The sequence below is a fragment of the Geodermatophilus poikilotrophus genome (assembly GCF_900111455.1).
Taxonomy (GTDB): Bacteria; Actinomycetota; Actinomycetes; order Mycobacteriales; family Geodermatophilaceae; genus Geodermatophilus; species Geodermatophilus poikilotrophus.
Genome location: NZ_FOIE01000010.1, coordinates 102,892 through 124,369, shown reverse-complemented (window position 1 = coordinate 124,369; position 21,478 = coordinate 102,892). Strand labels below are relative to the sequence as shown.

The window sequence follows — 21,478 nt, the reverse complement described above, 5'->3', positions numbered from 1 at the left end:
TTCTCCGGGACGCGCGCGACGTGCCCCTGGACCCGCGACGCCGAATCGTTGCCATCCGCCCCAACGACCACGGTGACCCGTCGCAGCGCGCACCCACATGTCGACCGTTCCGCCGCCCGGTGAGCTCGACGGCGCCTCCTGGCGGGTCGGTCACCTCGGGAGGACGACGCGCGCGCCGGCGTGTCAGACCGCGACGGCGGTGACGAACGTGCAGATGCCCTGCCCGGAGTCGGCCCGCTGCCGGACGCCGAGCAGCGCGAGCAGCGCGATCTCGACGCGGTACGCCAGCCGCACGACGCCGCGGTAGAAGGTGTCGCCGCCGGTGCGGACCTCGATGGAGCCGAACCCGGCCAGCCGCACGTGCTCGGTGAGCATCCAGTCCGGGAGGATCGTGATGTGCCCGGGCTGGTGGTAGTGCTTCGGGCCGAAGATGTACGGCGCGCCGCGCAGCAGCATCTTCAGCCGTGAGTGCGGGTGCGTGACGTTCGGCGTGCTGACCAGCAGCTTGTCCCCCGGCCGCAGCAGCGACCGGATCGAGCGCAGCACCTGCCGCGGGTTCTCCACGTGCTCGAGGGTCTCGACGCAGACGACCATGTCGAACGGCCCCTGGGTCTCGTCGGTCCACTGCGGGTCGTCGAGGTCCAGCCGGTGGATCCAGTCGTGCGGCGGGTCCAGGTCGGTGGGGACGACGTCGAGGCCGGCGTCGCGCAGCCGCAGCGCCAGGGCACCGCAGCCGGCGCCGACCTCCAGCACCCGCCCGCCCTGCGGCAGCGCCGCCCGCACCAGCTCCACGGCGTACTCGTGCACGCCCGGCGCGGCGTGGACGCTGTGGCCCGCGTAGTACCCGTGAGCCGCCGTCCGACGGCCGCTCTTCTGCCCGACACCCGCCATCGGGCCACCCTGGCACACCGGCCCGCCCGCTGAACGGGCCGGTCGGCGGGCGGGCGACCGGACGGCCCACTCGGCCTAGAGCGCGACCTCGGCGAGCATCTCCACCTGCGCCGGGTCGGAGACCGTGGGATCGAGGATCAGCTCGTCCACCCCGACCTCGGCGAAGGCCGCGATGACCTCCTTGATCGCCTGCGGGGAGCGGTGCGCGCTCCCGGCGATGTACTCGGCCGTCTCCCTGCCCATCGGCTCGTAGTAGTCCAGCAGGTAGGCGCGGGACTGCGCCTCCGTGTCGCCGAGGGAGAAGTAGTTCAGCGCGGCGATGCGCGGGGAGCCCTCGCGACCGGCCTCCGCCCAGGCCGCGTGCACCCGCTCGACGAACGGCGCGGTCGCCTCAGGCGGGAGGCCACCCGCCGTCCAGCCGATGCCGTGCTCCACCGTCCGCCGGATCGCCGCGTCGGTGTTGCCGCCGACGAGGACGGGGACCCCGTGGTGGCCGGTCTCGGGTGCCGCCGGGCGGGTCCCGTCCGCGAGAGGCTCCCCCGCCCAGGCCCGCCGGAGGTCGGCCAGCTGCTGGTCGAACAGCCGGCCGCGGCCGGCGAAGTCGCGCCCCGTCAGCGTGTAGTCCGCCTCCCGCCACCCGACCCCGAGGCCCAGCGTCAGCCGCCCGCCGGTGAGCTCCTGCACGGTGGCGGCCTGCTTGGCCAGCTCGGCGGTGCTGCGGGCGGGCGCGATCAGCACGTTCGGCAGGAACCGGATGCGCTCGGTCACCGCACCGGCGGCGGCGAACACGGTGAGCTCCTCGTAGGAGGGGTAGGAGACCGCGCCGATCGAGGCCAGGCTGGAGAAGCCGGCCGCCTCCGCCCGTGTCGCCCACTCGAGCAACTGGGCGCCCGTGGTGCCTCGGACGCTGTTGGGGATGCCGATGCCGATCTCCATGCCGGGTCCTCTCCTCAGGTCGTGCTCGACCAACCACTCCACTGCTGGACCGTGACCACCAGCAGCGGCCCCGTGGGAGGCTGCTCGCGGTACTGGGGGTGCCGCTCGGCGAGCGCCGCCAGGCCGGGGTGCGCGGCCGGCGGGTCGTCCACCACCGCAGCCGTGCCGTCCGCCCGGACCCACCACAGGTGCGACCAGTCGTCCTCGTAGTGGTCGACGAGCAGGGCGCAGCGCGGCTCGACGCGGACGTTCGCCAGTCGCTGCAGGCGGGACGTGCGCTTGGGCTTGGCGTCGACCGCCGAGTAGACCGTGCCGTCGACGAGGGCGAACACCAGGGGGACCAGGTGCGGTGCGCCGTCCGGCCGCACCGTCGCCAGGCGGGCCACCGCGCTGGAGGCGAAGCGCCTGCGCAGTTCCGCCGTCTGCACGGGGCTGTCCTACCAGGGACGGCGCCGCACCAGCCATCCCCCGCTGCGCGCTGGTCGGCGAGCCGCCCGACACACGGCGCACGGCCCTGCCCTACGCGCCGAGGTCCTTGCGCATCTGCTGGGTGACGACCCGGTACCCGGCCGACGTGTACAGCCCGATGGCGCGGGCGTTGTCCCCGAAGACGTTGAGCTCCACCGCCGCGACCCCGTGCGACCGGACGACGTCCTCCCCCGCCGCCAGCAGCGCCCGCCCGAGCCCGGCGCCGCGGTGGCCCTCGGCGATCTCGATGTCGTAGACGAACGCGCAGTCCGGGGTGCCGCGGGGGTGGGTGAGCCCCAGCCACAGCCAGCCGACCGCCGTCCCGTCGTCCAGGACGGCGGTGAGCAGCAGCATCCCGGGTGTCGCGCGCCCCTGCGGCAGGAGCTCGGCGCTGCCCTGCAGGGCCCGCTCGAGCGCCTCCTCGGGCGACCAACCACCGGTCGCCGCCAGCTCGTCGGCGAAGGCCCGCGCGGCGGCGGACCGGAACCCCGCGAACTCCGCGTCGGTCATCGGGCGCAGCGTCACCGTGCTCACCGCGCGATGGTGGCACCACCGGCGCCCTACCCGTGCCCGTGCCGGCGTCCCCGCCCGTCGGCCTCGCGGCGCCCGTCCGTCGCGGAGGAGGCGGGGGTGGACGACGCCGGCCGCTCACTCCGCGGCGACGGCGTCCTCCCGTTGGACCGGGCGGCCGACGACGCCGTGCAGGTGGCAGGCGGCGAGCTGGCCCGGTGCGCCGACCGGCTGCAGCGCCGGGTCGACGTCCGGGCAGGGCTCGAAGACATACGGGCAGCGGGTGCGGAAGCGGCAGCCGCTGGGGACGTTCGCCGGCGAGGGGACGTCGCCGCCCAGCACGATCCGCTGCCGCGCCCGCTCGAGGGCCGGGTGGGGCACGGGCACCGCCGAGAGCAGCGCCTGGGTGTAGGGCATCTCCGGCTCCGAGCCGACCGCCGCCGCGGGGCCGACCTCGACCACCCGCCCCAGGTACATGACCGCGATCCGGTCGGAGACGTGCCGGACGGCGGAGAGGTCGTGCGAGATGAACAGCAGCGTGAGCCCGAGCTGACGCTGCAGCCGGCGGAGCAGGTTGAGCACCTGCGCCTGGACGCTGACGTCCAGCGACGCGATCGCCTCGTCGCAGACCAGGAAGTCCGGCTCGCCGGCCAGCGCGCGTGCGATGCCGACCCGCTGCCGCTGGCCGCCGGAGAACTCGTGCGGGTAGCGGTCGGCGACCGCGGGGTCCAGGCCGACCAGCTCCAGCAGCTCGGCGACCCGCGCTGAGCGCTCCTGCCGTCCCGACCGCAGGCCGTGCACCTCCAGCGGCTCGGACACCGTCTGCCGCACCGTCCGGCGCGGGTCGAGCGAGGCGAACGGGTCCTGGAAGACCATCCCGGCCCGCCGGCGCAGGTCGCGCAGCCCGCGGCGGCCCAGCCCGGTCACGTCGGTGCCGTCGAAGGTCACCGTCCCGCCGGTGGGCTCCACCAGCCGCAGCAGCGCGTTGCCCAGCGTCGACTTGCCGCAGCCGGACTCCCCGACCAGCCCCAGCGTCTCCCCGCGGTGGATGTCGAGGTCCACGCCGTCGACGGCGCGCAGCAGCCCCGTCGTCCGCCGCAGGGCGCTGCCGGACCGGACCGGGAAGTGCACCTCCAGCCCCCGCGCGGAGACGAGGACGTCGGAGCCGGGTACCCCGGAGGCCGGGACGCCGGAGTCGGGGGCGCCCCGGGCGTGGGCGGTCGGCCCCTGCGGCAGGTCGGTCATCGTGAGCTCCCCTCGCTGCACCAGGTCGCCGCGCGGTGCGGCAGGCCGCCCGTCGACGCGCCGACCACCGCCAGCGGCGGCTGCTCGGTCTCGCAGCGCGGGTCGGAGCGCACCGGGCAGCGCGGCCAGAACACGCAGCCGGCCGGCAGGTCGGTGGGGGCGGGCGGGGTGCCCGGCACCGTGGCGAGCTCGCCGTCGTCGGACGAGGCCAGGTCCGGCAGCGCGCCGAGCAGGCCGCGCGTGTAGGGGTGCGCCGGACGCTCCAGGACGTCGTCCACCGAGCCGTCCTCCACGCAGCGGCCGCCGTACATGACCAGCACCCGGTCGGCGATGCCGGCGACCACGCCCAGGTCGTGGGTGATCCAGATGACCCCGGTGCCGTGCTCGCTCTGCAACCCCGCCACCAGGTCGAGGATCTGCGCCTGCACGGTGACGTCGAGGGCCGTGGTGGCCTCGTCGGCGATGAGCAGCGAGGGGTTGTTGCTGAGCGCGATCGCGATGACCACCCGCTGGCGCATCCCGCCGGAGAGCTCGTGCGGGTAGCGGTCCAGCGCGCGCCGCGGGTCGGGCAGGCCCACCTCGGCCAGCAGCCCGGCCGCGCGGTCCCGGGCCTCGGCCTTGGACACCTCGCCGTGCGCGCGGATCCCCTCCACGAGCTGCCGGCCGATCGTCAGGACCGGGTTCAGCGAGGTCATCGGGTCCTGGAAGACCATCCCGACGCCGGGGCCGCGCACCTCGCGCAGCCGCTCGGGCGGCATGGTGAGCAGGTCCTCGCCGTCCAGCCGCGCGGCGCCGGTCACCGCCGCCACGCGGGCGGGGAGCAGCCCGAGCAGGGCGAGGACCGAGACGCTCTTGCCGCTGCCGGACTCCCCCACCACCGCCACCGTCTCGCCGCGCCCGACGGTGTAGCTCAGCCCGTTGACGACCTCGGCCGGACCGCGCGGCGTGCGCAGCCGCACCCGCAGGTCCGCCACCTCCAGCAGCGGCGCGAGCTCACTCATCTGCCGCTCCCAGCCATCAGCGTGCGCTGGCGCGGGTCGAGAACGTCCCGCAGCCCGTCGCCGAGCAGGTTGAAGCACAGCACGGTCAGGAAGATCGCCATCCCCGGGAAGAAGGCCAGCCACCAGGCCAGGTCGATGAAGCCGCGCCCCTCGGCCAGCATGAGCCCCCACGACGGGTTCGGCGGCTGGGTGCCCAGCCCGAGGAAGGACAGCGCAGCCTCGGCCAGGACGGCGAAGGCCAGGCTGATCGAGGTCTGCACGATGATCGGCGGCGCCGCGTTGGGCAGCACGTGCCGGGTGAGCAGCCGGAAGTCCGAAGCACCCACCGACCGCGACGCCCGCACGTACACCTCCTCCCGGACGCCGAGCACGCTGGCGCGGGTGACCCGGGCGAAGACGGGGATGTAGACGATCCCGATGGCCAGGGCGGTGTTGCCGGCCCCGGGGCCACGGACGGCGAGCACCGCGATCGCCAGCAGCACCGCCGGGAAGGCGAAGAGGACGTCCATGAACCGCATCAGGACGTCGTCCACCCAGCGGCCGTAGTAGCCGGCCAGCAGGCCGATGAGGGCCCCGACGACCAGCGCGAAGGCGACCGCGAGGAACCCCACCCGCAGCGAGACGGCCGCCCCCAGGACCACCCGGCTGAGGATGTCCCGGCCGAGGTCGTCGGTGCCGAACGGGTGCGCCGGGCTCGGCGGCTGCAGCCGGTCCTCGACCGCGATCTCGTTGGGGCCGCTGGGCGCCAGGCTCTCGTCGAACACGGCCATGAGGACGATGAGCAGCAGCACCGTCGCCGCGACCGCCGCGGTGGGGTTGCGGGCGAGCAGGCCCAGCGTCTGCCGCCAGCGCGGCCGCGGGGGCCGCGCCGTCGAGGGGACGCCGGCGTCGGTGGCGGTCGGTGAGGCTGCCGGCTCGGGCAGCGGCGCGCCGGTCACCGCAGCCGGCCTCGGCTGCGTGCCGTCCCCGTCATCGCCGGATCCGCGGGTCGATGGCGGTGTAGAGCAGGTCGACCACCAGGTTGATCAGCAGGAACACCACGGCGAACAGCAGGATCGCCCCCTGGAGGACCGGGTAGTCCCGGGACTGGACCGCCTGCAGGGCCAGCTGGCCGAGCCCCGGCCAGGAGAAGACGATCTCCACCACCACCACTCCCGACAGCAGGTAGGCCAGCTGCACGCCGGTGACGGTGACCAGGGGCAGCAGCGCGTTGCGCAGCACGTGCCAGGTGAACACCTGCCGCGCCGGCAGCCCCTTGGCCTGCGCCGTCCGGACGTGGTCGGCCCCGAGCGCCTCCAGGACGCTCGACCGGACGAACCGGGTGATCACCGAGCCGGACACCACCCCGGTGACCACCGCCGGCATCAGCAGCCGCTGCGCCCAGCCGGCCGGGTCCTCGGTCAGCGGGACGTAGCCGCCCGAGGGCAGCCAGCCCAGCGTCCCGGCGAAGACCAGGATGAGCACGATCGCCATCCAGAACTCCGGCACGGAGATCCCGATCTGGCTGAGCACCGTGGCGACCCGGTCGACGACGGACCGGGGCCGCAGCGCCGACAGGGTGCCCAGCGGGACGGCGATGAGCAGCGCCACCAGGATCGAGGCGACCGCCAGGGTGAGCGTCGCGGGCAGCCGCTCGCTGATCAGCGAGGTGACCGTCTCCCCCGTCCGGAAGCTCACCCCGAGGTCACCGCGCAGCGCCCGGCCTGCCCAGCCGAAGAACTGCTCGACCAGCGGCTGGTCCAGACCGGCCCGCGCCCGCAGGGCGTCGTAGGTCTCCTGGTCGAAGCGCGTGCCCAGCGCGAGCCGGATCGGGTCGCCCGGTACCAGGTGGACCAGGCCGAACACGATGACGCTCACCCCCGCGAGGACGACGAGCGACTGGCCGACCCGGCGGAGGAGGTAGCCGGTCAGGGCAGCTCCACGGTCTCGAAGTTGATCGCCTTGTCCGCCCGGATCTGGTAGCCCGACAGCCCGGGCGCCCACGCCTGCACCACGTCGGGGTTGTAGAGGTACAGGTAGGAGACGTCGTCGACGATGATCTGCGCCGCCTGGTCGTAGACCTGCTTGCGGGCGGCCTCGTCGGTCTCGGTCGCCCCGGCCTGCAGCAGCTGGTCGACCTGCGGGTTGCTGTAGCCCTGGTAGTTGTTCGGCCCGTCGGTCTGGTGCTGCTCCTGGTAGTAGGCCGCCGGGTCGAGGTTGCCGAGCCAGCCGAGGTAGAAGGCGTCGAAGTCACCCTGCCCCTGGCGGTCCAGCCAGGTGGCGAAGTCCAGGGTCTCGATCTCCACGTCGATCCCGATCGGCTCGAGCTGGCTGGCGATCACCTGCGCGGCGGTCACCGTCTCCGGGAACTCGTCGGTGACCATCAGGCCCATCGTCAGCGGCGTCTGGACGCCGGCCTGCTCGAGCAGCTGGCGGGCCTGGTCGGGGTCGGGCTGGAACGGCGCGTAGTCGGTGTGGAAGAAGCTGTCCTCGGGGATCGCCGTCTGGTTGGGCTGGGCCGCTCCGAACCACGCCGCCTCGGCCACCGCCTCGCGGTCGATGGCGAAGGAGATCGCGCGCCGCACGTCGCGGTTGTCGAACGGCGGGCGCGCGTAGTTCATGGACAGGTACCAGTAGTCGACGCTGGGCGTCGTCTGCAGCTCGACGGTGTCGTCGCCGCCCAGCGACTCGATCTGCTGCGGCGGGACGTTGTCGGTCCACTGCACCTCACCGTTCTGCAGCGCGGTCAGCGCCGCCGCCGGCTCGGTGATGTAGCGGAACTCGACCCCGTCGACGGTCGGCGCGCCGCCCCAGTGGTCCGCGTAGGCGGTCAGCACGGTGCTGCTGGCGTCGGAGCTCTCCAGCTGGAAGGGGCCGGTGCCGTTGGCGTCGGTGGTGAGGTCGAGGTCCTCCGCGGCGTTCTCCGGCAGGATCGCCATCCCCTTGAAGGAGCCGATCCGCTCCAGCAGGTTCGGCGTCGGCTGGCTGAGCCGGATCACCACGGTCCGCGGGTCGGGCGCCTCGACCGCGGTGACGTTCTGGAACCGGAACGAGTTGCTCAGCTGCTCGTCGATGATCCGCCGGTAGGAGTAGACGACGTCGGCGGAGTCGAACGTGCTGCCGTCGTGGAAGGTCACGCCGTCCCGCAGCGCGAACGTCCAGGTCAGCTGGTCCTCGCTGGTCTCCCAGCTCTCGGCCAGGCTCGGCTCCATCGTGAGGTCCTCGGCGTTCGGCACCACGAGGGTGTCGTAGACGTTCTCCAGGACCTGGAAGCTCGGGTAGGCCGTGGTCACGTGCGGGTCGAACTGGTCGGGCTGGGCGGACACCGCCGCGACGAGCGTGCCGCCACCGCCACCGCCACCGCCCCCGCCGCCGCCGGTCCCGGTGTCGACGCTCTCCCCGCCGCCGCCGCAGGCGCTGAGCACCAGGGCACCGGCGGCGAGCAGGGGCAGGAGTCGGTTGCTGCGCACGGGGACCTCCGGCGGCTCGACTGTCTCGGTCTGCGCCCGACCCTGGCCCGGACCGCCTCGGCTCGCAGGTCGGGACGGTGATCGTTGTCTACCCGTGACCGGAACGGAACGACACCGCACGCTGGACGCGGCCCGGCCCGCCCACTCGCCGTCCACCGCTGTTGATCATGGGTTCGGTGCCGGAGGGCACGCCGTCCGCAGCGTGTCGCCGCGCGACAACCCCGTGATCAACTCGGCGGGGGGTCGATCGGCGGGGCGGTCGGCGCGGGCGCCGCCTCGGGCTCGCCGAGGGTGGCCCGGCGCAGCGCGTCGAGGTCGACCTTGGGTACCCGGTCCATCCCCAGCAGCCCGTTGACCTCCTGGTACGTGTCGGTCAGCTGCGTCCAGCAGGCGCCTGCGAGCGCGGTGCTGCCGTGCACCGCGGCCCACTGGGCGCGGTAGCGGGCCAGCAGGTCCTCCGGCGAGGTCGCGTCGGCGTAGCCCCAGCCCGCGTCCTCCGGGGAGCGCAGCGCCACACCGCCGAACTCCGAGAGGACGACGGCGCGGCCTGCGACGCCCGCGCGGTCGAGGTCGGCCAGGTACCCGTCGGGACGGCGCCCGGTGGCCACCCGCTCGAGGTCGGCGGCCGTGGCGTAGCGCTCGCCGAGCACCGCGGGGTCCTGCTCGTAGTCGTGGACACCGAGGACGTCGCCGCCGAGGGTCTCCCAGCCGTCGTTGGCCGAGACCGGCCGGGTGCCGTCGAGCGCGTCCGCCGTCGCCGCCAGGGCGCGGACCAGCCCGCGCTGCCGCTCGTCGGCCTCCGCCTCCTGCACGCCCCACGACTCGTTGAGCGGCACCCACGCCACCACGCTCGGGAACCCGCGGTGGGCGACCACCACGTCGGCCCACTCGCGCAGCAGCCGGGCGCTCGCCGTCGGGCCGGGCCGGTACGCCGAGGGCATCTCCGCCCACACCAGGAGGCCCATCCGGTCGGCGAGGGCGAGGTAGCGCGGGTCCTCGGTCTTCTGGTGCTTGCGGGCCCCGGTGAAGCCCAGCGCCCGGGTGAGCTCCAGGTCCCGCCGCAGCGCCGCGACGTCGGGCGGGGTCGCGCCGGTGTCGGGCCAGTAGCCCTGGTCGAGCACCAGCCGCAGCGGCGCCGGACGGCCGTTGACCAGCAGCCGCCCGTCGCCGACCTCGACCGAGCGCAGCGCGGTGTAGCTCTCGACCTCGTCGAGCACCTCGCCGTCGTCGGCGACCAGCGCCAGCTCGGCGTCCAGCAGCACCGGGTCGGGCCCGGGCCACCAGAGCAGCCCGCTGCGGTCGTCGATGCCGCCGTCCCCCACCTGCACGGTGCGCTCGACGACCCGGCCGTCCACGCGCACCGAGTCGTCGACCAGCAGCCGCTCGCCGGCGCGCAACCGCAGGTGCAGCCGGGCACCGGAGACGGGGACCCCGAGCTGCACGCGGACGTCGACCCGCATGCGGCGCGGGTCCGTGCGCCACTGGACGTCGGCGATGTGCCGCGGCGCCACCTGCTCCACCCAGACGGTGCGCCAGATGCCGGTCGTGCGCGGGTACCAGATCGCGTGCGGCTCGTCGCGCCAGTCCTGCTTGCCGCGCGGCGCCTCGAGGTCCAGCGGGTCGTCGTCGGCGCGGACCACCAGCTCGGCGCCGTCGTCGGCCAGGTGGTCGGTGACGTCGACGCTGAACGGCGTGTAGCCGCCCTCGTGGGAGGCGACGTGCGCGCCGCCGACCCACACGTCGCAGCTGCGGTCGACGGCGCCGAAGTGCAGGACGGTGCGCCGGTCGCCGGCGCGGCCGGGCAGCCGGCGGCGGTACCAGGCGCGGTCGAGCCGGCCGGTCCAGTGCACGCCGCTGGCCGGGGTCTCCGGGGCGTAGGGCACCTGGATGGTGCGGTCGAACACGACGCCGTCGACGGTGCCCGCGAGGCCGGGGTCGGCGGCGAACTCCCACTCGCCGTCGAGCGAGGTCCAGGGACGGCGCAGCAGCGGCCGCGGGTGCTCGGTCGGGTCCGTGTGCTCCACGAACCCACCTCACCGGAGGAGCGCGACTCCCGCACGGCGCAGCGGCCGCCGTCCCCAGGGGCGGCCGCCGCTGCCCCGGCTACTCGGCGGTGCAGCGGCGGCCGGCAACGACCAGGCCGGCACCGGCGGTGAGCGTCACCAGGGCCACGACCACGGGCAACGCGACGTCCGCCCCGGTGGAGGCGAGGCCGCTCGCCGACGTGGTGGCCGGGGTGGTGCCGGTCGCCGCCGCGTCGGCGCCTCCCGTGCCCGTGACACCGGTGGAGGAGGCCGTCACGGTGACCGGCGACGTCAGGTCGTGCGGGTTCCCGTCGGGGTCGACGCCGGACGCGACGAGCGTGTGCGAGCCCGCGGGCAGCCCCGCGGGGAGCAGCACGGTGTTAGTGAAGGCACCCGTCCCGTCGGTGACCACGGTGCCCAGCACCTGGGGCGTCGAGTAGACGATGAGCACCACCGTGGAGTTGGGCAGGTAACCGGTGCCGCTGACCTCGATCCGTTCACCGCCGGTCACGTCGTCGAGCGGGGTCTTCGGGACCAGCGGACCCGAGGACTCGGGGACGACCGCGGCCGGCCGCGGCTCGGGCACGACCTCGGTCGTCAGGGCGGTGGTCGACCCGGTCTCGACGGAGGTCCCGGGCTCACCGACCGCGTAGACGCTGACGTCGTAGGCCCAGCCGGGCTCGACGCCCACCAGGCAGCTGCGCTCGCCGGCACCGACCTCGCAGTCCACGATCCCGACCTCGGGCAGGCGCTCGAGGTGGTCCCAGTCGACGACGGCCGACGCGCGCACGCGGTAGCCGGTGATGCCGGTGGCGTCCGTCGGCGCCTGCCAGGCGATCCGCATCGAGGTGGCACCGACCGTGGCCGTGATCCCGGTCGGGACGCCGAGCCGGCGCTGGAGCGACCGGGTGACGTAGCTGCTCTGTTCGCTCGGGCCGACTGCGCTGGTGGCCCGCACCGCGACCCGGTAGACCGCCGGCGCCAGCCCCGTCACCACGGCCCGGTGGGGGCTCCCCATGCTGGACGGGGTCAGCGCGCGCCAGGTGCTGCCGCCGTCGAGGCTGACCTCGTAGCCGGTGATCGCCGCCCGGCCGTCGACCGGCGAGCTGACCGGCGGGTTGAAGGTGATCTGCAGGGACCCCGGCGCGTCTCCTGGGACCACGTCGTAGAGGAACGGTGCCTGCGGCGCCGTGCAGGCCACGCCCGTGTAGCTGATGTGGCCGTCGCCTTCGGTGGCGGCCACGCCCATCGAGTGCGGATGGGTGGGGAGCCAGGCGGGCTCGGCGATCAGGTTGCCGTCCCCTCCCGCGCCTCCGGACGCATCCGCGCCGGTGGCATCGGCACCGGCGCCACCGAAGACGACGGCGAAGCGCTCGCCACCCGGGCTGGTGCCCCGCCGGACGACCGAGGCCCCGCCGCCGCCGCCCTGCGTCGCGTCCCCGGCCTCACCGGAGGGCTGGGAGCCGCTGTGGCCACCGACGGGTTCGCTGCCCGCCACGCCGCCGGCCTGGCCGGGCTGGAGCAGGAAGTGGTCACCGGCCGCCACGGCCGTCGTGCCCACGAGGCGGCCGCCGCGGCGACCCAGGTGGTCCCCCGCCGCTCCGCCCTGGCCGCCGACCAGCTCCCACCGGAGCGCGCAGTAGCCGTCGGGAACGGTGATGGCGGTGTCGGCCGGGGTCGCCCCGGCGGTGACCGTCCCGGCGAAGGACGCTGGTGCGGCGTGTGCCGTCCCGACTGCGGACAGCACCGCCGAGGACGTCGCCAGCACGCCGACGGCGCCGAGGCCGAGGACGCGGCGGGAGAGGGATCGGACCGGCACGCGGACTCCTCGCGCGGGGCCCGGGACGCCGGGCGCGGCACCCGGGGCATCCGGATGCGCCGGACACGGAACCAGGGCTCCGGTGGGGCCTCCTGTCCTCCGACGGTGTCGCGACGGTACGTGACCCAGTCGTTATGGACCGGCGTCCGCGCTGCTCGAAGCGGCGTCAGAGATCACCGAGGCGGCGCACCCCGTTGGTGGAGACCTGCTGAGGCGGGGCGGCGCCGTGACCGACGAGCGTCACAGCGGGCGGACGGTCCCCAGCAGGTGCTCGGCGCCGCTCTGCAGGTTGCGGACGGCGAGGTCCCAGCCGCCGCCGACGACCGGGGCGGTCGCGAGCGTGACCGTCGAGGGCAGCAGCAGCGGCTTGCGGAACACCACGTCGACCGCCATCGCGTCGGGCAGCCGTCCGGTCAGCGCCCCGAGCGCACGGGCCTCCACCCACATGCCGTGCGCGATGGCCCGCTTGAAGCCGAAGGCCTTGGCCGTCAGCCCGGAGAGGTGGATCGGGTTCACGTCGCCGGAGACCCGCGCGTAGCGGCGTCCGGCGCTGTCGGGCACCCGCCAGGTGGCGACGGGACGCGGCAGCTCCCCGACCGGCAGCGAGAGGTCGGACTCCGGCGCGCCCTCGGGGGCCTTCGCGCCGCGGGCCAGGTACGTCGACCGCGAGCGCCACACCTCGGCGCCGCCGGCCGAGACCGACGCGCACAGGTCGACCGTCGCCCCGCGTGGGTGCCGGGCGAGCCGCTCGGCCCAGACCTCCAGGTCGAGCGCCTCGTCGGCCCGCACCGGCCGCAGCAGGTCGATGCGGTTGCGCACGTGCACCAGGCCCGGCAGCGCGAGCGGGAACGACCGGTCGCTCATCAGCGCCAGCTGCAGCGGGAAGGCCAGCACGTGCGGGTACGTCGGTGGCAGCGGATCGGCCAGTGAGAACCCGCAGACCCGGTCATAGGCGGCCAGGGCGGCGGCCTCGACGCGGACGCCGGTGCGGGCCAGTCGGGTGTCGGGCAGGTCGCCGCCGCGACCGCGCGCGGTGACCGCAGCCCGGGCGAACAGCGCCGGCATCGACGGCGCCGTCTGCAGCACGGTGCGGGCCATCACGCCCCCAGGAACGACTGGCCGCACACCCGCACGACCTGGCCGTTCACCCCGGCGGCGCTGGGCCGCGACAGCCAGGCGATCGTCTCGGCAACGTCGACGGGCAGGCCGCCCTGCTGCAGCGAGTTGATCCGGGACCCGATCTCGCGGGTGCCGAAGGGCATCTTCGCCGTCATCTCCGTGACGATGAACCCCGGCGCGACCGCGTTGATCGTCGCGCCGCGCTCCGCGAACGCCGGCGCCCACGCCCGCACCATGCCGATGACGCCGGCCTTGGACGCCGCGTAGTTGGTCTGCCCGCGGTTGCCGGCGATGCCCGACTGCGAACTCACGCAGACCACGCGCGCGCCGGGCCGCAGCACGCCGTCGGCGTCCAGGAGCGCCTGGGTGAGGTCGAGCTGGGCCTGCAGGTTGACCGCCATCACCGAGTTCCAGCGGGCGGCGTCCATGTTCACCAGCAGCTTGTCACGGGTGATACCGGCGTTGTGGACGACGACGTCCACTCCAGGTCCCACGCCCGCGTGTCGCCGCTCCCGCAGGTGCGCGACCAGCCGCTGCGCGGCGTCGGGCGCGGTCACGTCGAGCTGGAACGCCGTCCCGCCGATCTCGTTGGCGACCTCGGCGAGCTTGTCGCCGGCCGCCGGGACGTCGACGGCCACCACGTGGGCACCGTCGCGGGCCACCACCCGGGCGATCGAGGCGCCGATGCCGCGCGCCGCACCGGTGACGACGGCGACCTTCCCGGCCAGCGGGCGCTCCGCGTCCTCGCCCGCCGGGACGTCGGCGGCCGTCAGCCGGACCACCTGGCCGTCGACGTAGGCGGAGCGCCCGGAGAGGAAGAAGCGGACCGGGCCGGGCACCGAGGCCCCGGCGTCGGCGGGCACGACCAACAGGTTCGCCGTCCCGCCGTTGCGCAGCTCCTTGGCGACCGAGCGGACCAGCCCCTCCAGCGCCTGCCGGGCGGCGGCCTGGGCCGGGGAGTCCGCGTCCGACGGCGGGTCGGCCAGCACGAGCACCCGGCCGGAAGGGCCGAGCCGCCTGACCGCCGGCGCCAGGAACTCGTACGCCGCGGCCAGGTCGGCCGGGCCGGTCCCGCCGGTGGCGTCGAGCAGCACGGCGGCCAGGCGCCCGCCGTCGTCGTCGACGCCCGGCAGCACGGTGACCCCGGCGTCCTCGAGCACGCGGGTCAGGGTCTCGCGCAGCCGGCCCGCACCGGCGGTGCCGACCACGGCGGGGCCGGTCAGCAGCGGCGCGCCGGGCTCGTAGCGGCGCAGCACGGCCGGTCGGGGCAGGCCGAGCTGCCCGACCAGGGTCGAACCGACGCCGGAGTTGGCGAGGTCGCGGTACCAGTCACCCACGGGTGCTCCTTCAGGACTCGAGGATCGCGACGACGCCCTGGCCGCCGGCTGCGCAGATGGAGATCAGGCCGCGCCTGCCGGGGCCGGCCTCGTGCAGCTGCTTGGCCAGCGAGGCGACGATGCGCCCGCCGGTCGCGGCGAACGGGTGGCCGGCCGCCAGCGACGAGCCGTTGACGTTGAGCCGCGACCGGTCGATGGCGCCCAGCGGGGCGTCCAGGCCCAGCCGCTCCTTGCAGAACGCCGGGTCCTCCCAGGCCTTCAGCGTGGCGAGCACCGTCGAGGCGAACGCCTCGTGGACCTCGTAGAAGTCGAAGTCCTGCAGCGTCAGGCCGTTGCGGGCCAGCAGCACCGGGACGGCGTACGCCGGGGCCATCAGCAGGCCCTCGCCACCGTGGACGTGGTCGACGGCGGCGGTCTGCGCGTCGACGAGGTGGGCCAGCACCGGCAGGCCGCGCTCGGCGGCCCACGCGTCGGAGGCCAGCAGGACGGCGGAGGCGCCGTCGGACAGCGGCGTGGAGTTGCCCGCGGTCATGGTGGCGTCGGGGTCGCCCGTGCCGAACACCGGCTCCAGCTTCGCGAGCTTCTCCACCGAGGTGTCCGGCCGCAGGTTCTCGTCGCGGGTCAGCCCGAGATAGGGGGTGACCAGGTCGTCGAAGAAGCCGCGCTCGTAGGCGGCGGCGAGGTTGTGGTGCGAGCGGACGGTCAGCTCGTCCTGGGCCTCGCGGCTGATCCCCCACTCCCTGGCGGTGATCGCCTGGTGGTCGCCCATCGCCAGGCCGGTGCGCGGCTCGGCGTTGCGCGGGGCCTCGGGCACGAACATCCCGGGCCGCACGCCGGCGAGCGCCTCGAGCCGCTGACGGAGGGTCCTGGCGCTGCTGAGCGCGATCAGGACGCGGCGCATCTCGTCGTGGATGGCCAGCGGGGCGTCGGAGGTGGTGTCGACGCCGCCGGCGATGCCGGACTCGATCTGACCGAGCGCGATCTTGTTGGCGACCAGGACCGCGGCCTCGAGCCCGGTGCCGCAGGCCTGCTGGACGTCGTAGGCCGGGGTGGCGGCCGACAGCCGCGAGCCCAGGACCGCCTCGCGGGTCAGGTTGAAGTCGCGGGCGTGCTTGAGGACGGCGCCGGCGACGACCTCGCCGACCTGCTGGCCCTGCAGCCCGAAGCGGGCGACCAGCCCGTCCAGCGTCGCGGTGAGCATGTCCTGGTTGGACGCCTGCGCGTACGCGGAGTTCGAGCGGGCGAAGGGGATGCGGTTGCCGCCGACGATCGCGGCCTTCCGCGTCTGCGGAGCCATCGGGGTGACCTCCCGGATCACTGGATGGGGGCAGGGACGGCGGAGCACCGCCCTGCCAGGTGCCTGAAACCCACGGTATCAGGTACTGTCAGTGTCGTGAAGTCGGGGACGACGAGGCGCGACCGCCGCGACTCGCGGTGGGACGAGCACCGTCGCGCCCGCCGCGAGCAGCTGGTCGACGCCACGATCGCCGCGGTGGGCCGGCACGGCGCCGGCGTCGGCATGGAGGAGATCGCCACCGCCGCCGGCACCAGCAAGGCCGTCGTCTACCGGCACTTCGCCGACCGCACCGAACTGCACGTCGCCGTCTGCGCGCGGGTGGCGGCCAACCTCACCGACCGGCTGCGCGAGGCGATGGACACCACCACCGACCCGCGGCAGATGCTCACCGCCGCGGTGGAGACCTACCTGGCCTTCCTCGAGGCCGACCTCGAGCTCTACCGCTTCGTCGTCCAGGGGCCGCCGATCGGCCACCCGGCCGACAGCGACCCGATCGCGAACCTGTCCCACCTCGTCGGAGACCAGGCCGCGGCGCTGGTGGCGGTCGTCCTCGAGCAGGCCGGTCGGGACCCTGCGGCCGCCCTGCCCTGGGGGCACGGCCTGGTCGGCCTGGTCCGCTCGGCTGCCGACTGGTGGCTGCAGGCCGATCGTCCGATGCCCCGGGTGGAGCTCGCCGCCCACCTGACCGATCTCACCTGGGCCGGCCTCTCCGGCGTCGTGACCCGCAAGGAGGACAACGCATGACCACGAGCCTGCCGCACGCGGTGGACCCGAGGACGCTCACCGAGGTGCTCGACGGCCGCTGGGGTCACGTGCGCCGCGACGCGCGGGAGAACCTGCACGACCCGGACCTGCTGCCGGTCTACGGCGAGAACGTGCAGGAGGCCCGCGCGCGGGTCACCCGGATGGCGGAGAAGATCGCCGCGTCCGGCCGGGTCACCCTCGGGTTCCCCAAGGAGTACGGCGGCGAGGGCGACGCCGGCGGCTCGGTCACCGCGATCGAGATGCTGGCCTTCACCGACCTGTCGCTGATGGTCAAGGCCGGCGTCCAGTGGGGCCTGTTCGGCGGCGCCGTGCAGGCCCTGGGCACCGAGCGGCACCACGAGGCGTACCTGCCCGCGATCATGTCCTTCGAGCTGCCCGGCTGCTTCGCCATGACCGAGACCGGGCACGGCTCCGACGTCCAGCAGCTGCGGACGACGTGCACCTACGACTCCGCGACGCAGACCTTCGACCTGCACACGCCGCACGAGGCCGCCCGCAAGGACTACATCGGCAACGCGGCCGAGGACGGCCGGATGGCGGTCGTCTTCGCCCAGCTCGTGACGAGGGGCGAGCGGCACGGCGTGCACGCCTGGCTGGTGCCGATCCGCGACGACCAGGGTGCGCCGATGCCCGGCGTCACCATCGGCGACGACGGCCCGAAGGCGGGGCTGCTCGGCGTCGACAACGGCCGGCTGTCCTTCGACCACGTGACCGTGCCGCGGGACATGCTGCTCGACCGCCACGGCTCGGTCGCGCCCGACGGCACCTACACCAGCTCGATCGAGAACGAGACCCGGCGCTTCTTCACCATGCTCGGCACGCTGGTACGCGGCCGGGTGAGCGTCGGCGGCTCGGCGGCGGCGGCGACCAAGCTCGCGCTCGACATCGCCGTCCGCTACGGCGAGACCCGGCGGCAGTTCTCCGCACCCGGTGCCGACCGCGAGGTCCTGCTCAACGACTACCTCGTGCACCAGCGCAAGCTGCTGCCGGCCCTGGCCGCCACCTACGCCTACTCCTTCGCGCAGGAGGAGCTGGTCGGCACGATGCACGACGTCCAGGGCGCGGAGGACCTCGACGAGGGCGCGCAGCGGGAGCTGGAGTCCCGGGCCGCCGGGCTCAAGGCCGCTCAGACCTGGCACGCCACGCGGACCATCCAGATGGCCCGCGAGGCCTGCGGCGGCGCCGGCTACCTCCAGGAGAACCGGCTGCCGCACCTCAAGGCCGACACCGACGTCTTCACCACGTTCGAGGGCGACAACACCGTCCTGCAGCAGCTGGTCGCCAAGGGCCTGCTCACCGGCTACCGCGACGCCTTCGGCTCCCTCGACGGCTGGGGCAGGGTCGGCTTCATCGCCGACATGGTCCGGGAGACCGTGCTCGAGCGGACGGCGGCCCGCGGCCTGATCGCCCGGCTCGTCGACGCCGTCCCCGGCCGGGAGGACGAGGTGCCGCTGCTCGACCGCGGCTGGCAGCTGAAGGTGCTCGAGGACCGCGAGAAGCACCTGCTGGAGAGTGCGATCCGGCGGCTGCGGCGCGGCGCTGGGACCCCCGGCGTCCAGCCCTTCGACGTCTTCAACGACGTCCAGGACCACGTCCTGCGGACGGCGCAGGCGCACGTCGACCGGATCGTGCTGGAGGCCTTCGTCGCCGGCATCGAGCGGACGACCGACTCCGGCGCGAAGGCCCTGCTCGAGCGCGTCTGCGACCTGTACGCGCTCACCACCATCGAGGCCGACCGGGCCTGGTTCCTGGAGCACGGGCGGCTCACCGCGAGCCGCTCCAAGGCGCTCACCGCCACGGTGAACGCGCTGCTCAAGGACCTGCGACCGCACCTGGTCACGCTGGTCGACGCCTTCGCCATCCCGGAGGACTGGAAGGGCGCGGCCATCCTGCGCGAGGAACCCGGCCGCCAGGAGGCGATGGCCACCCACGACACCGGGCTGCGCCGCGGGACGGCGACCTCGCTGGAGGTCCCGCCCGGCCAGTGAGAGCCGGCCGGGCGGGATCTCCCCCTCTCCCCCGGGCGTCGATCACGGGGTCGTCGCCCCCGACACGGCTCGGCACGCCGTGGCGGCTGACGACGACCCCGTGGTCACGGCGGGGTCAGCGGCGGAGACTCAGCGGGCCGGTGGCGGTGGGAAACCGCCCACCAGCTGCTCGAAGGCGTGCGCCACCCGCAGCGGGGTGGTGTCCTCGAACCGGCGGCCGACGAGCATCATCCCGACCGGCAGCCCCTGCGAGAGCCCGGCCGGGACGCTCGTGGCCGGGTGGCCGCTGACGTCGAACGGGGCGCAGTTGACGATCATCTCCAGCGCACGGGCGACGCGGGTCTCCACCGGGTCGTCCGGTGCCGGGATCTCCGGGGCCACCATCGGCACGGTCGGCATCACCAGCAGGTCGACGTCGGCCAGCGCGGCGTCGTACTGCCGGCGCACCTCGGTGGCCAGGTTCTGCGCCATCGCGTAGTGCCGGGTCTGCTCCCGCTCGTACGACCAGCGGCCGGCCAGCGCCACCGCCGTCACCGTCGGGGACCACCGGTCGACCACCTCGCGGCGCTGGCGGCCGTAGTGGGCGACCAGCTCGGGGTCGTAGCGGCCCTCGTAGTTCCAGCCGTAGCCGTTGCCCTCGATCATCTGCACCGTGGCGCCGTCGGTGGCGATGACGTTCCAGACGTGCAGCGCGTGCCGGTGCCAGGGCAGGTCGACGTCCACGACCTCGATGCCCAGCTCCCGCAGCCGCCCGGCGGCCGCCCGGACGGTGTCGTCGACGCCGGGCTCGGAGAGCTCCGCCCAGCCGAAGCCCTGGGCGACGACCCCGACGCGCAGGCCCGCGACGTCCCCGCCCAGCGCGGCGGCGTACTGCTCGGGCACCACGTCGGCGGGCTGGCGCGGGTCGTCGCCGTCCCGGCCGGCGAGGACGTCGAGCATCAGCGCCGCGTCGGCGACCGTGCGGGTCATCGGGCCCAGGTGGTCGAGCGTGAGCTCGATCGGGAAGGCGCCGGTGTACGGCACCAGGCCGTGGGTCGGCTTGTGGCCGACGATGCCGGAGAACGCCGCCGGCATGCGGATCGAGCCGCCCTGGTCCCCGCCGACCGCCAGGTCGACCACCCCGGACGCCACCAGCGCGGCACTGCCGCTGGAGCTGCCCCCGGTCGTCCGCGCGGGGTCCCACGGGTTGCGCACCGGCCCGGTCACGGAGGTGTGGCTGCCGCCGGAGAAGCAGAGGTCCTCGCAGACGGACTTGCCGGTGATCGTCGCGCCCGCCTCCAGCAGGCGGGTGACCACGGTGGCGTCCTGCCGGGGGACGAAGCCCTCGACGGTGTGGGAGCCGTTCATCATCGGGACGCCGGCGACCTCGACGTTGTCCTTGACCGCCACCGTCCGGCCGGCCAGCGGGCCCCCGGCCGCGCCGCGGATCTCGGTGGTCACGTACCAGGCGCCGAGCGGGTTGTCCGCTTCGGCGGGCCGGGTGCTCGGCCGGTCGGCGGGCGCCTGCGGAGCGATCCCGGCGTAGAGCTCCTCGACCGCGTCGTAGGAGCTGAGGAAGGCCGCGACGATGGGCGTGTAGGCGGCCACCTCCTCGGCGGTGGGCTTCATGCCGTAGCTGGCCGCGAGCGCGGCCACCTCGGTCTCGTCCGGCGGGCGTACGGGCACGGCGGCCTCCAGGTGAGCGGCGGGTGGAGCCGCAAGCTAGCGACGTCGGGGCCGATCTGTCACCGGCGGTGACGACCTCCTCACGGTCTTGATCATGGGATCGGTGTCGGCGACACCGCTCGACACGCCGGCGGCGCGTGCGACGACCCCATGATCACCGGGACGGGCGAGGGTGCGGGGGCTGCGGCCGGGCTCGGCGGACGGCGCGGGAGGATGCGGCCGTGGAGATCCTGGCCGCGGCCGCGGAGACGCTGCGGGTGCCGGCTCCGGTCGACCTCGCCGCGATCGTCATCGGCGCGCTGACCGGCGGGCTGCTCGCCGCCCGCGAGGGGTTCGCCGTGTCCGGCGTCCTGCTGCTGGCCGTCAGCGGCGGGCTCGGCGGCGGGCTCGTCCGCGACGTGCTGCTGGGCGACCTGCCGCCGGTCGCCCTGACCAACCCCGCCTACCTGCCCACGGTGGCCATCACCGCGGCGGTGACCTTCTACTTCTCCGGCTGGCTGTCCCGGCTGACCGGGCTGCTCGTCGTCCTCGATGCCGTCACGCTGGGCTTCTTCACCGTCATCGGTGCGCAGAAGGCGCAGCTGGCCGCCCTGCCCAGCGCCAGCGTGGTCTTCGTCGGCACGCTCACCGCGGTCGGCGGCGCGGTGATCCGCGACGTGCTGCTGGCGCAGCGTGCCGACATCGTGCAGCCCGGCCCGTACAACGCGGTCGCCGCGCTGCTCGGGGCCGTCGCGCTCACCGTGCTCGCCGGCCCGGTCGGCCTGGACCCGATCCCGGTGGCGGCGCTGGTCATCGTCCTGGTCGCCGCGCTGCGGGTGCTCTCGGTGTGGCGCGGCTGGGAGGCGCCGGTCGCCGTGGACCTGCCCAACCGGGCCCGTCGCCGGCTGCGGCGCCAGCGGGCGGGGCGCCCGACCCGGTGGCGCCGCCGCGACCGATAGAGGACGCCGTCCTCCTCACCGCTCGC

The 21,478-nt window shown here is 74.8% G+C and carries 18 protein-coding genes; 3 read left to right on the top strand and 15 right to left on the bottom strand.

Annotated elements, in window-relative coordinates; genetic code table 11:
- Nucleotides 1–183: 183 nt before the first annotated feature.
- From BMW27_RS20860 to BMW27_RS20795, 14 genes are all read right to left on the bottom strand, one after another.
- A complete protein-coding gene (locus BMW27_RS20860; protein ID WP_175486596.1) occupies nucleotides 184–891 on the bottom strand; it encodes a class I SAM-dependent methyltransferase in 708 nt (235 codons plus the stop codon).
- A gap of 75 nt (nucleotides 892–966) precedes the next feature.
- Nucleotides 967–1,827, bottom strand: coding sequence for an LLM class flavin-dependent oxidoreductase (locus BMW27_RS20855; protein WP_091447936.1), 861 nt, complete (start codon nucleotides 1,825–1,827; stop codon nucleotides 967–969).
- A gap of 14 nt (nucleotides 1,828–1,841) precedes the next feature.
- Entirely contained in the window at nucleotides 1,842–2,255 is a 414-nt protein-coding gene (locus BMW27_RS20850) for a TIGR03668 family PPOX class F420-dependent oxidoreductase (protein WP_091447934.1), read from the bottom strand.
- A 91-nt stretch (nucleotides 2,256–2,346) separates the two neighbouring features.
- Entirely contained in the window at nucleotides 2,347–2,829 is a 483-nt protein-coding gene (locus BMW27_RS20845; protein ID WP_217638231.1) for a GNAT family N-acetyltransferase, read from the bottom strand.
- Between the two features lie 114 nt (nucleotides 2,830–2,943).
- Complete coding sequence (locus BMW27_RS20840) at nucleotides 2,944–4,050, bottom strand: ABC transporter ATP-binding protein (protein WP_091447932.1); 1,107 nt, start codon at nucleotides 4,048–4,050, stop codon at nucleotides 2,944–2,946.
- Entirely contained in the window at nucleotides 4,047–5,051 is a 1,005-nt protein-coding gene (locus BMW27_RS20835; RefSeq protein WP_091447930.1) for an ABC transporter ATP-binding protein, read from the bottom strand. Before BMW27_RS20835 ends, BMW27_RS20840 begins: the two co-directional genes overlap by 4 nt.
- A complete protein-coding gene (locus tag BMW27_RS20830) occupies nucleotides 5,048–5,989 on the bottom strand; it encodes an ABC transporter permease (protein WP_091447929.1) in 942 nt (313 codons plus the stop codon). Before BMW27_RS20830 ends, BMW27_RS20835 begins: the two co-directional genes overlap by 4 nt.
- 31 nt (nucleotides 5,990–6,020) lie before the next feature.
- Nucleotides 6,021–6,962, bottom strand: a complete 942-nt coding sequence (locus BMW27_RS20825; RefSeq protein ID WP_091448088.1) for an ABC transporter permease — start codon at nucleotides 6,960–6,962, stop codon at nucleotides 6,021–6,023.
- Complete coding sequence (locus BMW27_RS20820) at nucleotides 6,959–8,500, bottom strand: ABC transporter substrate-binding protein (RefSeq protein ID WP_091447927.1); 1,542 nt, start codon at nucleotides 8,498–8,500, stop codon at nucleotides 6,959–6,961. Before BMW27_RS20820 ends, BMW27_RS20825 begins: the two co-directional genes overlap by 4 nt.
- Before the next feature lie 227 nt (nucleotides 8,501–8,727).
- Complete coding sequence (locus tag BMW27_RS20815) at nucleotides 8,728–10,524, bottom strand: glycoside hydrolase family 2 protein (RefSeq protein WP_091447925.1); 1,797 nt, start codon at nucleotides 10,522–10,524, stop codon at nucleotides 8,728–8,730.
- Between the two features lie 79 nt (nucleotides 10,525–10,603).
- Nucleotides 10,604–12,343 (bottom strand): fibronectin type III domain-containing protein, encoded by a 1,740-nt coding sequence (locus BMW27_RS20810; RefSeq protein WP_091447922.1) that lies wholly within the window; start codon nucleotides 12,341–12,343, stop codon nucleotides 10,604–10,606.
- Nucleotides 12,344–12,583: 240 nt separating this feature from the next.
- Nucleotides 12,584–13,441, bottom strand: a complete 858-nt coding sequence (locus tag BMW27_RS20805) for a MaoC/PaaZ C-terminal domain-containing protein (RefSeq protein ID WP_091448086.1) — start codon at nucleotides 13,439–13,441, stop codon at nucleotides 12,584–12,586.
- Nucleotides 13,441–14,799 carry a 3-oxoacyl-ACP reductase gene (locus BMW27_RS20800; protein WP_091447921.1) on the bottom strand — a complete coding sequence of 453 codons (1,359 nt, stop codon included), beginning with the start codon at nucleotides 14,797–14,799 and terminating at the stop codon, nucleotides 13,441–13,443. Before BMW27_RS20800 ends, BMW27_RS20805 begins: the two co-directional genes overlap by 1 nt.
- A gap of 10 nt (nucleotides 14,800–14,809) precedes the next feature.
- Nucleotides 14,810–16,096, bottom strand: coding sequence for an acetyl-CoA C-acetyltransferase (locus BMW27_RS20795; RefSeq protein ID WP_091448084.1), 1,287 nt, complete (start codon nucleotides 16,094–16,096; stop codon nucleotides 14,810–14,812).
- Nucleotides 16,097–16,192: 96 nt separating this feature from the next.
- Between BMW27_RS20795 and BMW27_RS20790 the strand changes: the two genes are divergently transcribed.
- Complete coding sequence (locus tag BMW27_RS20790; RefSeq protein WP_091447919.1) at nucleotides 16,193–16,840, top strand: TetR family transcriptional regulator; 648 nt, start codon at nucleotides 16,193–16,195, stop codon at nucleotides 16,838–16,840.
- The gene (locus tag BMW27_RS20785) at nucleotides 16,837–18,849 is read left to right on the top strand and encodes an acyl-CoA dehydrogenase family protein (protein WP_091447917.1); all 2,013 of its coding nucleotides are present in this window, start codon (nucleotides 16,837–16,839) and stop codon (nucleotides 18,847–18,849) included. The genes BMW27_RS20790 and BMW27_RS20785 overlap by 4 nt, the downstream gene beginning before the upstream one ends.
- Before the next feature lie 129 nt (nucleotides 18,850–18,978).
- On the opposite strand, the gene BMW27_RS20780 is transcribed toward BMW27_RS20785, so the two are convergent.
- A complete protein-coding gene (locus BMW27_RS20780; RefSeq protein WP_091447913.1) occupies nucleotides 18,979–20,514 on the bottom strand; it encodes an amidase in 1,536 nt (511 codons plus the stop codon).
- A 221-nt stretch (nucleotides 20,515–20,735) separates the two neighbouring features.
- Here BMW27_RS20780 and BMW27_RS20775 point away from each other — a divergent pair, with 221 nt between their 5' ends.
- Entirely contained in the window at nucleotides 20,736–21,452 is a 717-nt protein-coding gene (locus BMW27_RS20775) for a trimeric intracellular cation channel family protein (RefSeq protein WP_091447909.1), read from the top strand.
- The last annotated feature ends 26 nt before the right edge of the window (nucleotides 21,453–21,478 follow it).